8 protein-coding genes are annotated in these 16,662 nt (G+C 38.0%); 2 read left to right on the top strand and 6 right to left on the bottom strand.

The features are described 5' to 3' along the window. Window positions 1-506 precede the first annotated feature (506 nt). Window positions 507-776: a hypothetical protein gene (locus tag RR062_05800; protein MEG2027219.1), complete on the top strand. Its 270-nt coding sequence runs from the start codon at window positions 507-509 to the stop codon at window positions 774-776. Between the two features lie 71 nt (window positions 777-847). Beyond that, window positions 848-3,235 (top strand): hypothetical protein, encoded by a 2,388-nt coding sequence (locus RR062_05795; protein ID MEG2027218.1) that lies wholly within the window; start codon window positions 848-850, stop codon window positions 3,233-3,235. 254 nt (window positions 3,236-3,489) lie between these two features. On the opposite strand, the gene RR062_05790 is transcribed toward RR062_05795, so the two are convergent. The 6 genes from RR062_05790 to RR062_05765 all read right to left on the bottom strand — a co-directional run bounded on the left by RR062_05790 (window position 3,490) and on the right by RR062_05765 (window position 16,182). Continuing rightward, window positions 3,490-6,255 carry an InlB B-repeat-containing protein gene (locus tag RR062_05790; protein MEG2027217.1) on the bottom strand — a complete coding sequence of 922 codons (2,766 nt, stop codon included), beginning with the start codon at window positions 6,253-6,255 and terminating at the stop codon, window positions 3,490-3,492. A gap of 38 nt (window positions 6,256-6,293) precedes the next feature. Beyond that, window positions 6,294-10,595: a CehA/McbA family metallohydrolase gene (locus RR062_05785; protein MEG2027216.1), complete on the bottom strand. Its 4,302-nt coding sequence runs from the start codon at window positions 10,593-10,595 to the stop codon at window positions 6,294-6,296. A 147-nt stretch (window positions 10,596-10,742) separates the two neighbouring features. Further along, complete coding sequence (locus RR062_05780) at window positions 10,743-11,726, bottom strand: ABC transporter permease (GenBank protein ID MEG2027215.1); 984 nt, start codon at window positions 11,724-11,726, stop codon at window positions 10,743-10,745. After that, window positions 11,723-13,315, bottom strand: a complete 1,593-nt coding sequence (locus RR062_05775) for an ABC transporter permease (protein MEG2027214.1) — start codon at window positions 13,313-13,315, stop codon at window positions 11,723-11,725. Before RR062_05775 ends, RR062_05780 begins: the two co-directional genes overlap by 4 nt. Then, window positions 13,308-14,882 carry an ABC transporter ATP-binding protein gene (locus RR062_05770; GenBank protein ID MEG2027213.1) on the bottom strand — a complete coding sequence of 525 codons (1,575 nt, stop codon included), beginning with the start codon at window positions 14,880-14,882 and terminating at the stop codon, window positions 13,308-13,310. Before RR062_05770 ends, RR062_05775 begins: the two co-directional genes overlap by 8 nt. 148 nt (window positions 14,883-15,030) lie before the next feature. Beyond that, complete coding sequence (locus RR062_05765) at window positions 15,031-16,182, bottom strand: BMP family ABC transporter substrate-binding protein (GenBank protein MEG2027212.1); 1,152 nt, start codon at window positions 16,180-16,182, stop codon at window positions 15,031-15,033. Window positions 16,183-16,662 lie beyond the last annotated feature (480 nt).

Here is a 16,662-nt window from a genome sequence, read left to right as displayed (position 1 = left end):
TCATATCGAACTCTCCTCATAATTTATAATTTTTCACCCTAAGACAAGCTAACTGTTTACGACAAGAAACAACTTATCTTAAAAAAGTATGCGTTAGATTTATTAAAGAAAATCAAGAATGTTAGTTTTGACTGAAAAAGTTAGTTAAGTAACTAACTAACTTTAACTTTACCTTTTAGAACAAAAGTGTTAATTTTCTTAGGCTAATTAGAGTTTAAATGTATTAAACTGCAATTACTATAATTTAGCCTAACTTATGTGACAATTTTCTACATTTTTTTACACTTTTCAACTTATATATTATAACCTTTTTGTCAGTTTGAGTCAATAGTAAAATATAAAAAGATAGACTTATTGTGTATTCGCTAAAATATTGCCAAAATAGAACAGCAAGATTAATTGGTACATATTATGTATTAAAGAATATAAATCATATTTAGCGATATTACATAATTTTTCCTTTATATAGGGAAATTTTATGTAATATTTTTTTGGAGGAAATAATTATGAGCATGCCTGTAATTAAACCGGGCACAATCACACGAGGCGAGGCGATTGGCGATATCATTGAGTCGATTGCTATGCAAGAATCTGGACTTTCGCATATTCTAAATGCCGAAAGCGAAAAACTAATGGCGGTGGTAAATGGTAACGCTACGGTTGAAGACTTATTTGCCATTAACGCATCGGTAAAAAATACAATTAGCGCTATTTCACGCCTAGAAATGCAATTACAAGCTAAATTAAGTATGTTTAGCGACACGGTTTGTCAATAACGACATACTCAACCTTGACAGCTACTAATAACTAAGTTGCTGACAAATTTATTAAATAAAGGAGAAAAATTATGTCTTTTTCTTATGCAAATGCCGGTTCTGGTCCAAGCGCAGGCGGTATCGGCTGGTTTAACTTTGGAAATTTAACCCTAAATCCCGGTCAAAGTGCGTTAGGTTTAACAGGTACGCTAAATGATGGCAGTACGGTTACGTTTGACATTAAATCGCTTCCAACTTCATTTGTTCCATATACGGCTCTACCCACTGCGCCTCCCGGTTTTAGTTATTTCGGGCCAACAGGCTATACTGGTATTTTGGGTAATGTAACTATGCGTACGCCTCTTCTACCTGCGTATGGCTCTCCTAGCGTTTTGGTGCTAGAAAATATTGTTGTAAAAGACCCTAGCGGTAACCCAATAACCAACTATACCGCAGTCGCCGCAGACGCCGAAAGCACAAATTCTTTCCCGCAATATACCGAGAATTTAACCTTTATAACTAATGGCTCGCCTTGGACTCTTTTAACTACTATTGGCGGTAATCCACCTGCGATTGCTGGCGTTGGAACTAACACTGTGGTTATTACAGGCTTAAATCAAGGGCTTGCTGCTTCAAATGTCTTAACTTCGCTAGCTCCTACCACACTTTCGCTTTCTTCTTTTGGTAGAGAAGGCATTGCCGTAGGTTTTGCGGTAACAAAAATTAAAGTTTGTAAAAATATCGGCGACCGAATTAATTCTGCCGACCAATTTGTTATTGACATTGCCGGAACTCCTAATAGCCAAATTACAACTACGGGTTCGGTAGACGGTATGCAATCGCCTTGCGCAGTAGTATACGGTCTTGCAGGAAACACTTACACTATTAAAGAGCAAATGGCTCCGGGTAGCGTTAGCCCTCTATCCGCTTACACTCAAACAATATCTGCGGTAAACCTTAGCGCCGGCGGAACTGTTCCTCCAACTGGTAGCCTGCCAATTAATGTCACACCCATACTTGGAGATATTATTGAGTATACAATTCTTAATTCCGCTCCGCCAATCTTTAAAAAGAGCGTAGATAAAACATTCGCTAAGCCGGGAGATGTATTAACCTATACGGTTACCGGTATTAACCCTAACAATTATCCGCTTGCTAACGTCGTGTTTACCGACCCTACTCCGGCTGGAACAACGTATATAGGCAACCTTGTTGTAAGCGTACCATATACAGGCACAACCCCTGCTAGCGGACTAACTCTTACAATGCCGGCAAACAGCACGGTAACGGCAACTTATCAAGTACAAGTAAACAGCGGTGCGCCGGTAAATAATCCAATAGTAAACATCGCATCGGCGGTAGTTCCCGGCGGAACTTCTGGTAGCACTAACCCTGTTTCTACCCAAGTAAACTACGCTGATTTAACAACGGCTGGTAACGTAGTCAAGTCGGTAACTCCGTCTTTTGCGCAGTTTGGCGACACTCTAACCTACACCATTAACCTAAAAAACACTGGCAATGTTCCCGCAAATAATGTAGTGGTAACTGACGTTATTCCAAGCGGAACAACTTATGTAGCAGGTTCTACAACATCTACCGCTCCGTTTACAGGCGACCCGACTAGCGCAATAACTCTAACCAATCCAATCCCGGCAGGCGGAACTGTTACTATTACCTTTAAGGTAAAGATTGCTAATTCTGCCCCAGTAGTCAACCCTATTCCTAATACAGCAAAAGTAGATTACGCATATACCGTTGACCCCAGTCTTCCTAACGGCGTAACGGCAAATGGAAACAGCAATACAGTCCTAACTCCGGTTTCAACCGCTAAATTATCCATTGTAAAAACGGCAAGCCAAAGCATTGGTTATATCGGTGACACAATAACTTATAATATAGCTGTAACCAATACGGGAAATGTCCCTGCCGACAACGTAGTAATAACCGACCCTATTGCCTCAGGAACAACTTATGTTGCCGGTTCGCTCAACGTAAGCGTTCCGTATACGGGGACACTGCCTTCTATTACCCTTACTAGCGACATTCTACCCGGTCAAACAGTTACAATTAGCTATCAAGTTAAAGTGACAGTAATACCTAACCCTAACCCCATAGCAAACGTAGCCAAAGCAAATTTTGTCTACACCGTAAACCCAAATAATGTAGGCGGAGCGACCGGAAACAGCGCAAGCAATTCTGCTAACACCGTAATATTTACAAACAATTACCGTCAACAAATAAATGACTTAATTGAGTCAATAGCTCTACAAGAAACCGCTCTTGGCGCAATCGCTAATGCAGAAGGCGCAAAAATACAAAAAGTTATAGCTATGCCTAACGTAACTCCGCAACAACTTCTATGTTTAAACAAGAGCGTTGCCGATATGACAAATGCAATAACGCTGTTAGAGTCTATTCTCAATATGAAACTTAGCGCAGTTGACTGTCAAATTAACGGCGATACTAATTGCAAGAATTAAATTTTTAAAAAATTAGTTTTACAATAGCGATTTGTATAGTCCGCAATTAAAAAGGTCAATTAAGTCTAAGAAGTAGCTCCTAAAACCGCTACTGACACAATTTAATAGTTTACCCTAGATTTATAAAGCCCAAAAACTGACAAATCATAATAAAAAATACCCTTAGGAAATTTCCTAAGGGTAAATTTTTAATCTAAGCTAAATTGTTATAAAATTTAAACCTGCTTTATAATAATTTAAATTTATTAATTAACTTACTTACCAGTGGTTAATGCTCTGCATTTCTTGCACATTAATGTTGCTTTGTCATTTAGAATAGCGGTATTAATAACAGTATCAACTTGCCCACTGCTATTTGCGCCTGTTCCGGCTGGTAATTGAGCTATGCCACAAGCCCAGAATGTTAAGTTATCAATATTTACCGAACTTCCGCCATCAAATATTGCTTTTTCAATCTTAAATCTAACTGATTGACCTGCGGTTGCCGATACGTCAAATTTGGCTAATACTAATCCGGTTGGGTCGTCCCAAGCGGCAACTATAAGGCTTTCGCCAACTTTTGTCCAAGTAGTTGTGCCTTTAATTTGGTAATAAAGCGCTATATCTCCGTCCTTATGCGTGCCATAACTGCCATAAGAGAAGGTTATAGTCTTTACGCCTGTGATATAGTTAGTTAGCTCTAATCTATTGATATTTGAAGCATCCTTAGTGTTAGAACGAAGTCTTAATGCGCCAGTTCCAATCTTGTGGTCCTTAACGTCTGTACGATTGACTGAACCAGAAACAGACCAAATTAATAGGTCGGCAACACTACGATTATTATAACTGAAAGAATCCCAACTAGCATTCTCAAAGTCCTGAACATACTTATCTAACCACAAAGCGTAGAATGATGTTGCAGCGGTAATCTCAACAGTTGTTATGTCGGCAAGCGTTAAACAAGTAGCGTCGGTAAACCAACCCATAAACATTTTGCCTTCGCATACAGGGTCTGCAACGCTTGCGAATTCGCCTTGCGAAACTTTTACTATCTTGTCAGTCGTGCCATCATATTTAACAAATGTTACGTCATAAATAGGAGCTGCTTCTGCATATTTAGTAATTGTATATGATGTTTCACCTTCGGCAAAAGTAATTTTGACAGTATAAGTTCCGGCTGCTGCTGCTAAAAAGTCTGTTACTTCAACGTTAGCGCTGTCAAATATTTTAATTACATAGTTCGTTACAACTACATCTTGATTATTGCTATAATGAGCGGTAACTATTAGGTTATCATACTCAAATGCCTGCGTAGGATAGAATTTAACTTTTACATTAGTCAAACTAAGCGTTAAAGATTGTACCGTATATGCTTCCCACTTAGCGAAAAGTTTCATACTTGCGGTAACTGGCTTAGCAAAGTCGTACGCTGTGGTAAATTTATCGTCGGTAAACCAACCCATAAATCCGTGTAATTCTTTAATCGGGTCAACAGGTTTAGTTAAAACAGCGTTGTTTGCTAATAATGCCGAATCAATGTAACCGCCCCCGTTAGTTTCATAAGATACTACGCTATAAGCGTCAGCTAAGAAGTTCATTGTAATATTATCAATACTTACCGAAGTAGACTTAGTGGTATTGATTTCTTTCTCAATCTTAAAGCGAATATTTTGTGTCCTTGCTTCAACAGGAATAGTAAATTTTGCAAGCGACATTTCGTTTATATCAGCCCACTTTAATGCCGTTACGCTACCTAGCTCTACCCAAACTTGCGAACCTTCAACTTGATAATATACGTGAATAATTCCGCCTTCGTGTCCGCTATAAGAACCGTACATAAAGGTAATTTGAATTAAACCATTTACATAAGTATTTAATTCGATTTTATTTGGGTTAGTTTCGTCTTTGTTACTACCACGTAGTCTTGCGCTTGTGTCGCCAAACTTTCTATCATTAGCGTCGTTATTTACAGTACTAGCTGAAATTGACCAACTAAATTGACCTAGTTTAACGTCTGGACGATTAGAGTAAGAACCATATTTTCCGGGTAATGGCAACAACGTAGAATTCTCAAATCCTTCTATGTATGAAGATAAATTACCAAGATTTTCTTCCCATTTAGCGTAGTAAGTTTTGTCGCCTACGTCACTTGGGTTGATTGTTAAAATGGGAGCGCCGTCAAACTTTTCATTTGCATACCAACCGCCAAACTTGCTATCTAGTTTGGTTACGTCAGTAGGTAGAGTGGTTGTTGAACCATAAACATATTGAGTAACGCCACCTGCATTGATTACACCGTCGTTAAGCACAAATGTAACGCTGTAAGTAGCTTTTTCCCACTTAGCGAACAACTTCATATCGGCAGTAACTACGCTTGCCCAATTATATTCGGTTGTAAATTGATTGTCGGTAAACCAACCCCTAAATATGTGACCTTCACGAGTTGGGTCAGCCGGCTTGGTCGCTACTGCGTTATAATCAATAGTTAATTTCGCTACGTTAGACCCTTCTTGCGAATCAAATGTAATTACGTAAGAAATCTTATTCCATTTAGCAAGTAGCTCAATGTCGGCGGTTACAGCAGTCGACCAATCATATTGATTAGTAAATAGCATATCGGTATACCAGCCGTCAAATTCATAACCTTCACGAGTTGGATTAGCGGGAGCAGTCGCCGTAAGACCAGACTTAACAACGATGTTTTCTACTGCGCTACCTAAATTGCTATTGAAAGTTATTGTATAAGAAACTTCAATCGGCGTCCACTTTGCGTACAAAGTGATATCCTTAGTTACAGGTTTGGTCCAATCATCATATAGCGTGGTAAATGTAGATTCTAGATACCATCCGCCGAATGTGAAACCGACCTTTGTTGGATCGGCAGGCTTAGTTGCAAGCTTGCCTTCTTCAACTTTAATTGCAATTGTTTCCGTACCGCCTTGACTGTCAAAGGTGATTGTGTATATTTGTCCGCACGCAACCAAAGTTGACGCTAATGCAAATACAAGAACTAATGCTAGCAATAGTCTAAATTTTTTCATTATTTTTCCTCCTAAAATTATATAGCTTTGATATATTTCTATACCTTACCTTTAAGTTTACCTTTCTTTTTAAGCACAACAAGCGTTACCGCTACACCGCCTCCGGCTACAACTACAACTGCCGAAACTATCAATATTACCTCAACAGTCCCTGCTTTACTCTTTGTGGTTACTATCTCAAATTCGCTAGGCGAAGAAGCATTTTCATTCTCGGTTGCTTTCATACGAATAACGCAAATATAGTTAGTGTTAGGGTCTAAGTCGGTAAAGACGTTGCTATCGTGCCAAGTTTTACCTTTATCAATAGAATATTCTGCGCCCGGCACAGCCTTGATAGTTATAGCGTGCTTGGTCATAGATTCTATTACTAATGTTGGGGTAGTTAACGCTCCCCTAATAAATTTAATTGTATTGCGGTCGGCTATTCTTATTCTTGAAATAAATCTTTCGCCCGACTCTTTGTTTGCCGTCATAGAAGTTAAACCTTCAACGCTTACGGTCATACCATTCTTAATCCAATTTAAGTCAACACCGGGCGTGATATATCCGTCTAACCATACAAGAGCCTTGCCGTCAAGCACAAAACTTTCGAGCAAATTCTCTTTAAACGTTACTTTGCTTACAATACCTTCTACCTTAGCAAGCCAGCCTACGTTCTCTTTAAGCGAGGCTTCCTCTGCCGACATCTTTTTAGGATTTGGCACAGAGAATTCTTTTTGAATAAGTTCGGTTGAGGTAACTTCCATTTGCACTTCGCCGTTATAGCTAGACACTTTGCCTGTCGCCATAATTAGGTCGCCTGCGCAATAGTTACCCGAAACAGGGAATAAGTTAAGTCCGCCGCTATTATCTTGTATATATATGCAGTCAAAGAATGCTGTTTCCCTATCATAACCGCTTGCGTTAGACGTAACAATACCTTGTACGGTAAATATTTCACCTTCTAACCCCATTTTAATTTCGCTAATTGCCTTAGGTTGAGGAGGCGCAATCTTTCTAATAATGTTAAAACAGATATTTGAGTTTGAATATGGCAAAGTTGTAGCGTTATCCATTTGAACGGAAACTTCAAAGTTTGACATAAACGCCGAACCTGCCGTAAATACAGTCGCCCCATTTGCAAGCGTTTCGACAGTTAAAACAGGTCTTTGGCTTGGAACTTTATCTCCGCCTAGCTTATCACGGTCGGAGTCAATAGTGTAAGAAGTATCCCAGGTAGAAACTAATGTTTCAACCTTAGTTTCGTCTTTAATTTTAACTGAGCAACCCGAATAGAAACTATATTCTTGGGCTGGATTTACGCCTTTAAGGTACGGGCTATCCATATTATAGTTTTTAAATTTTAGCCTAAACGCTTGGTCTCCCGAGTGATTTTTATCGTCTAAAACTTCGTCGTCTTCAATTTGTGTGTTTGCGCCAATAATATCTAAAACTAAGTTCATTTGATATGCGGCGTGATACGGTGTAGTGTCCATACCTTGGGTTATTTTTTTATCGCTGTAATCGGCTAATCCGCAAATAATAATAACCTTGTCTTTAACTAACCAATCTTTAATCGCCGTAAGTTCTTCGGGCAGATAAGACTGCAATTTTGTTGGATTGCCGTCAAGGTCGATTTTTGACTCTCTCCTTGAAGGAGGCGTTAGTATCAATGCGTCAACGTTAGCAAGCGTTTGCGCAGTTATTTGTCTTAGCATAACAACCCTAGCGCCATTTGTCCCCGCCATTTCGGCAAAGTTGGTAATGCTATTCTTGTAATTACCGGCTACGTAGTCGTTTTGGTGAGCTGCGTCAATTCCTATTGTTTTTAGCGTAGCGCCGTCTCGAACGGTAGTTTTAAAAGAAGTGAAATATTTTCTTACATTTGTACCGATGTGACCGGTAATATGCACTTCAAATTTTGTTTCGCCGGCGAAAGTAGGCGCATATCCTATTGAAAATGTCATTAATTTTCCCTGAGGTACAATCGATTCTCCAAGTATACCAATAGGATAATCCCCTTTCCTAAATTCCACAGAGTCAATAATTAAGTTTTCGGTTTCATTATTAAAGATGGTAACGGAAAGATTCATTTCTTCGCCTTTAACTGGCATAAATGTATCCGATTCAAAGCTAGAAATACCGATTTTTTCAACTTCGCCTACCCAAACAGGAGCAGTAACGGCTAAATGGTCATTTTCTAACTCAACCTTTAAGTAGAAATAAGTATATTCGCCTGCCTTACAATTTAATGTATAGTCATAGCTACTCTTGCCGATATCATCTACTACGCCGATTTCTTTACCGCCGTTTACGATAACACTAACTCTTTTGATATTTGTTCCGCTTGGATTGACTATTTTTGCAGTTATATTAATATCGTCAACAATATCGCTCTCGTACAATATACTGCCCATAGCGTTACCGTTAAGTCTATAATCTATTTGTAAGTCCGCTTCCTCAGTTGAGTAAACTCTCATATTGCGTAGAGCCTTATACAACCCTTCGGCAGTTAATTCTGTCGATAGTATAACCGTACGTGCAGTGTTTGAGTTGCCCCATTTGCCTTGATGGTTGTCGCCGTTATTAGTGGGAGCTACGTGCCAACCTTTATCAAGCGCTTTCCAATATTCCTCGTAACTACGGAAATACATACCACTGCCGACTTCGCCTTCGCCATTGCCTACTTCAATCATAGTAATCATTTCGTCGTATAGAGGATTATAGTAAGCGTAGTCTGAGAAAGTACCAAATGTTTTGCCGGGGTGGTTAAACGCCGAAACGCTACCTCTCATAGCCTCTGTGGTAAGAAGCTTGTAATACTCTTGTAGCCCTATGTCATTTGTTTTATTGTTATATATGCTACTATTTCTACTTACAAAACCGTTGCAATTATAAGTATTCATGTGACCCGGCCCGCCACTCCAAGTCATTTCATAGCCATACAAGCCTACAAATTCTTCGTCGGTTGCGTCTTTTGCCGCTTGCAACCCTTTTACCCACTTATCCGCAGTTGTATTTACTTCTTTGGAATCATTTTTAGTGTCAAAATAGTTTGAGTGGTCGGTAACGGCGAGGAAGTCGACGTCAGCGATATTGTCCGCATAGTCGTAAGCGCCCGAAACTGTGCCTGTTCCGTCGCTATCGCCAGTATGAGAGTGTAATTGACCATAATATAAGTTAAACACTTCAAGGTTGTCGCTGTAATGATATAAGAAAAGAATGGTAGGACTTGCTAAATAGCCACCAGCTGCGTCAGCTTTTGTAGCAATCAATATTGGGAAACTTGCTTTATCAGCAAAAAGTAATGGTTTAGTGTAATTTGCCCAGCCTTCTGTTGTTGCATCGTCCTTGCCATATCGGTAGGTTATTTGATATTGAACTGTGGCTTCGGCATAAGTTGCAACAAAAGATATCGCCCTAGTAGGCGTAATCATTCTTCCTGTTGGCACGCTAGAATTTATATATAGCTCTGCCTGCGTATATGTAAATGTTGCAACATAGCTTTCCATAATATTGTTGAAAGACTTAGCCGTTATTACGCATTCCTTCTTTTCGCCAATAAATGTATCTATCGCAACTTCAACGCTATCTGTTGTGGTAACATTCTCTACTCCGCCATTTACCGAATATTTAATAATAGAGCCTTTTTCGCAAGAAAGAGTTACGACTTTGCCCTTTGGAACTTCTCCGCTCTTAATGTCGCTTACGACCTTGCGAGGCATACCTTCCGGTCTATATTCGATTGCAGTAATAACAGTAGCGCCAAATCTATTAGTGCCTGTTGTTGAAATTGAACTGTTGCCTGCGCTTACTGCGCTTGACATAGCCCATTTAAGATATACCGTCTTTTGGTTGTCGTATGTTGATGGTAACTTAACATCGCTAAGAACTTTTATCATTTCGCCATCGGGTAATTTCTTACATTGAGCAATGTCTTCCCAAACCTTGCCGTCAAGTGAGGCAAAAACCTTAAAATCCCTAGGCGCTCCGCTAGATGAGCGCATATTACATTCTTTAATTGTAATATTTGCATAACCCTCTGTTGAAATAGCCATTAACCAAGCTAGTTCGCCGTCGTCAAACCCGTTACCCGAAGGGTACCCGTCAGCGTTACAAGTAATAATCTTTGGATTACTTGATAGAGTAAGCGTGCCTTTTTCTTTAAGGATACCGCTAGTCGCTACAAACGGGGCGGGGTAATCGCCCTTGCTCTTATTGCCAAATACATATATTTCAAATACTTCGTCTTCCGGAAAGGCAAAAATAAGACCTTGCGAGAACCCAATCCCCAGTAGTAAAATGAGGACAATAAGCATTGATAATAAACGTTTGCTATAAAGTTTAACAAATTTTGTCACTGTGTACCTCCTACTATAACCATATTCTAGTGTATATTTTTTAATTTTTATAATTTCTTATTTAATTGCTTTAAATAATTAATTTAATTATCTTATTAATTTTAATTACTAATTAAATTATCTTATAACTTCTAATTGCTGATTTAATTATCTCATTCCCTTATTATATGGTACGCCCTCCGCCTTAGGCGCTCTTGACCGCTTTGAAGTTAAAGCTAGCACAAGAAGGGTGGTAATGTATGGAATCATATTATAGATATAAGGACTAATTCCTAGTTCTCTAAATATATAAACGCCGTTATTAAATATATCTAACGTATCGTAAGAAGCGGATATACATTTAAGTACGCCGAAAAGTAAAGCTCCAAGCGCAATTCCGCCGGGTTTCCAGTTGCCAAATATCATAATGGCTAAGGCTAAAAAACCAAAACCTTGTACGCTACCTGTTACCGAACCATCAGCCGTAGTAACTACATAGATAAAACCGCCTAGCCCAGCTAACGCCCCAGAAATAGTAACGCCGGCATACCTCATCTTATATACGTTTACGCCTAGCGAATCGGCTGCTTGGGGGTGTTCGCCACAAGCCCTCATTCGTAAACCAAATTTTGTCTTGTATAATAAAATTGACAACAACACAAATAACGCAATTACAATATAAGTAGAAATATATACTTTGTCAAAGAACGCATTGCCAATAACACCCAAACTTTCAGGACTAAATAAAATAAACAACCCCGATGCGCCCTTTGGTATGTTCAAAACACTTTGATGAAAGAACATAGCTATAAAGAATAAAACAAGGGGAGGCGCAAGCAAGTTAATCGCAGTACCGCCTATTGTTTGGTCGGCTTTCATCTTAATACTTGAAAAAGAAAGTAGTAGGGAAAATAACGCTCCCGCAAAAGCCGAACAGAGCATAGCTATAATAAATATTAATTGTTTAGCCCCCATTAAAGCGTTAGCGGTAACAAATAAATAAGTCGTAAGCGAGCCAATAAAAGCTCCTATTATCATCATACCGTCAAGGGCGATGTTAATTATACCGCTTCTTTCGGCAAAAACCCCCGCTAAGGCGACAATCAATAGAGGAATACTATAAATAAGCGTTTGTTGAATTAAAAATGTCATTTATCTGCTTCCTCCTTAGTATTTTCATTTGGAATTTCTTCATTTATTATTTTAACTTCAACATCTTGACTTTCAATATTTTGACTTTCAACATCTTGACTTTCAATATTTTGCGAAAGCGTTGCGGTTTGACCGTCAGCGATTGCAGTTAAATTTAACTTATGTTTTACTTTTTTGTTAGAGTTAAATAAATCAACAAAGAATTTACTAAATCCGCTAAAATATACTATTATGGCAACTATAATACCCGCTATATGTTCGTTAAACGCCGTAGCGACAGATAACTTAACGCCACCGATATTTAAAAACGCCATAAATAACGAAGCAAATATAATGCCAATAGGATTACTGCTTGCCAGTAAAGCAACGGGAATACCATTAAAACCTTCGATAGGAAGCGAAGTTGAAGTATTCCAAGCAAATTCTGTTCTGCCATTTAGCCAGTATAAGGCAGCGCCTGCCGCAGCAAGACCGCCGGCTATTGCCATAGAAAATATAATGTTGCGTTTTTCACGCATACCGGCATATTTAGTAGCTCGTCTATTGAGTCCTGTCGCGCGCAATTCGTAACCAAATTTTGATTTATTTATTATAAAATAGATAAGGATAGCTATAAATATAGCTATGACTATACCGCCATCGGCATACGAACCTTCAAACAGCCCCCTTATGCCAAAACTGGGGTTGAATACTCCGTTTGCGCTAGTAGGCTTAATATAGCCGGACTTACCGGCTTCGGTTATGTTTCTTAAAGCGCTACCATCAAAAAGCATAGTTACTAGGTTAGCGGCTATCCAGTTAGTCATTATGCAGGTTATTACTTCGTTTGTGTTAAATAACGTCTTAAATAAACCGGGTATAGCCCCCCATAACATACCGGCAATAATAGCCCCAAAGAAGGCAAAAATCCATATCAACCATACCGGAACAGTTTGTGGAATAGATAATGCGATATATAGCGATGCCGCAGTACCCATTAAATATTGCCCCGATGCGCCAATGTTAAATAAACCGGACTTAAAGGCAAAAGCAACCGACAAACCCGTCATAAGCACGGGAGTAGCCCTAAATATCATATCGCCAATCGAATTAGCATTAATTCCAAAGATTAATACGCCGTCGACGGTTTTTTTATAAAAAATACTTCCAATAATTACTCTAAATCCGTCAAAAGCGTTACCAAGAGAAATGTTTGGACTAGCAAGTGAAGTTATCAATAACAGTAAAAAACCAATTAGTATCCCCGATAAAATACATATTAACGAAGCGTACAGCGATTTTGAAGAAGAAGATGTTAACAACTTTCCAAATTTTGTTTTATTACCATTTATTATAAATAGTTTTTTAATCCAACTACCTACCGGTGTAAAAACTTTCTTAAACCAACTACCTACCGGTGTAAAAACTTTCTTAAACCAATTACCTACCGGCGTAAAAACTTTCTTAAACCAATTACCTACCAGCGTAAAAACTTTCTTAAACCAACTACCAATTATTGTAAAGACTTTCTTAAACCAATTACCAATAATTGTAAAGACTTTCTTAAACCAATTACCTATCGAGACAAAAAACAACTTAAATTTATTCATTTATTGCCTCCTTTATATTCTTCTTGCTACCCGACATATATAACCCTATTTCTTGAACGCTTGTAGTCTTAGGATTAAGTTCGGCAACAATTTCACCTTCGTAAATTACTAATATTCTATCTGCAAGGTTCATAACTTCGTCTAACTCGTAACTAACAAGCAAAACTGCGCAACCTTGTTTGCGAGCTTTGACTATTTGACTGTGAATAAATTCGATTGAACCAACGTCAAGCCCCCTAGTAGGTTGAACGGCTACAAGAAGTTTGGGCTGTAAGGATATTTCCCTAGCTAGAATAGCTTTTTGTTGATTGCCTCCCGACATACTCCTAACCGGAGTAATGCTACCTTGCCCGGAACGTATATCGAATTTTGCAATTAATGTTTCGGCTCTTTTTCTAATATTCTTCCTTCTCATAAACCCAAAGCGATTACAAAACTCTTTGGTAAAATAATCTTTAAGTATTAGATTGTCTTCAAGGGAAAAATCAAGAATTAGCCCGTATTTGTGCCTATCTTCGGGTATATGCGTCAAACCTAAGTTGTTGCGAACACGCACTGAGGAATGAGTAATATCAACATTGCAAAGTTTAATGTCACCGCTTTTTTGTCCTGTTATTCCGGATATAGCGTAGACTAATTCCGATTGACCGTTGCCTTCAATACCTGCAATAGCCACAATTTCACGACTCCCTACGGCAAAACTTACGTCATTTATAACGTGTTTTTTTGTCCTTTGACTAATAATTTGAAGATTATTTACTGTTAGAACTTCCTCGCCGACTTCAAGTTCTTCTTTATGTACGCTAAACTCGACATCTCTACCAACCATCAATTTGGATAGTTGTTGTTTGTCGGTATCTTTAATATTAACCGTACCAACGCATTTACCCTTTCTAAGAATAGTACATCTATCGGCAACCGCCATTATTTCATTTAATTTGTGGGTGATAAAAAGAATTGATTTGCCTTGACTAGCAAAGTCTTTCATTGCGCCAAGCAATTCTTCTATTTCTTGCGGAGTAAGTACGGCTGTGGGTTCGTCAAAGATAAGTATTTCGTTGTTGCGATACAACATTTTAAGTATTTCAACTTTTTGTTGTTGTCCAACGGTAAGATTTTCAATTAACGCATCGGGGTTTAGTGGCATATTATATTTTTGACATAAATCTATTATTTTTTGTTCTGCTAACTTTTTTGCAATAAATCCACATTTTGTAGGTTCGCAACCAAGAATAATATTGTCAACCACAGAATAAACATCAACTAATTTAAAGTGTTGATGTACCATACCTATGCCTAACTCATTTGCGTCGTTAGGGTCTTTAATATCTACTTTTTTTCCGTAAACGAATATTTCGCCTTCTTCGGCTTGATATAGCCCAAAAAGGACGCTCATTAAGGTACTTTTTCCTGCGCCATTTTCACCAAGAAGAGCGTGAATTTCGCCTTTTTTTAGTTGTAAGGTTACATTATCATTTGCAACAATACCAGGAAAAAGTTTAGTAATGTTACGCATTTCAACAGCATATTCGCTGTTAAGAAACTCAGTTTTACTGTTTTCTTCCATTTTTCACCATTGTTTGTTATCACTTGTTATTATGATTTTAGATAGTAGTAGCCAAGTTTGACAGTATTTAACTGGCTAAAACAATATTTGAACTAGCAATTTATATCAAAATATACAAAAAAGGAGGGAAAGAAGTCCCTCCCTTTAATTACTTAACGTAGTCGACTATTACTTTTTCAAGGCTTAAAGCGCCTTGATTTAGCTCAGGCATAATTCTATCGATTTTAATTTCTCCGGATATTACTTTTTGAACTAATTCTTGATATTTAGCGTATGAGAATTTTTTAAGCATCCAATTTCCTTCGCCGGGAAGTAGGCCTGTCGCATCTTCTCTTGCGCTTAAAAGTATATCTTTTCCGCCGAGAGTATCCCATTCGTTAGCGTAAATTGTTGCAAGCGTACGCATAACAGCCTCTCTAAGACCTTTTACCGCCGAAGTAATTACTCTATCGCTCTCGTTAGACTGGTCAACGTCAACGCCGATAACTTTGGCATCACGGTTAGAAGAAGCCGCAGCTTTAATACTATCAAACATTGAACCGCCACAACAGAATATTACTTCTGTGCCGTTATTATACCAGCCGTTAGCCATTGTTTGTAGGTCGCTTGAAGGCGAGAATGATTGTCCGTGTTTAAAGCTAAACTTCATATTGACATTTATATTTTTTTCAATCGCAGCAGCGTTAGCGCCTTGTATGTAGCCCCAACCAAAACGGTTAACAGGGGGGTTAGTGCCACTTCCGCCACCTGCAAAACCAAGATTTGTAAATCCTTCCATAACTGCGGCATAACCTGCAAAATATCCAGATTCTTCTTCGCTAAATGATACGCCTACAATGTTATCTTTTTTAACTTTTAACTCTTTAATTTCACCGTCGATAAATACAAATTTAACGTCGGGATTTTCAGGAGCGACTTGCGATAATGCATTGCTTTGTAAAAACCCGGGTGTGACTATAACTTTTGCGCCATTGTTAATAGCCGAAGTCATTGCTGCGACACGGTCTGCGTCGGTAGCATTTTCGCCGTTAGCGGGTTGATAGTATTTGTAAGTAAGATTGTTTTCTTTTGCATAGCGTTTTAACCCTTCCCACGTGCCTTGGTTAAAGCCCTTATCTTTTAATTGTCCTACGTCGGTTACAACAGCTAGTTCGTAGCCATTATTAGATGTAATTGTGTCCGGTATAGCGTCATAATCATATCCTGTTACACCGCTAGGCTTATCTTCTCCACAACCTGTAAATGCTAATGCGAATAATGTAATTACGCATAATAAAACTGAAATAATTCTTTTTTTCATTTTAATTTCTCCCCTAGCAAATTTTATGTTGATGCAAAAAATACTTTTTGCATTAAACTTAACTTATTTCTGTATAAGGACAACAATATGCTTAATAGGCGATTAGTAATTTGCATATTAATCTATTCTAATTTTAGCACATATTGACTATTTGTCAATAAAAAATCATTACTTAGGCAAAACTTAACGTTATTTGACACTAAAAAGTCAAATTTCTTAGCGTTTTTATGCCTAAATATAGATTAAATATCTTTTAAAAGTTCAAATATTACAATTATAAACAACGCTTAAAGCTTTTTAATTGAAGTTGTAAAGTCTTAACTGATAGATTAGTTGGAATATACTTACAAAAAAAAGTGTAGAAAGAACAAATAATACTTAATTAAATAAATTATGACTCTGCGCGCATATAATACCATTTATTTTGTTAATTTTCAATAGATTTTCTAAAATATTATTATAAATTGTAATATTTAAATA

This window comes from Clostridia bacterium, assembly GCA_036654455.1.
In the GTDB taxonomy this organism is placed as follows: domain Bacteria; phylum Bacillota; class Clostridia; order Christensenellales; family CAG-314; genus JAVVRZ01.
This window is presented reverse-complemented; position numbering and strand designations above follow the sequence as displayed.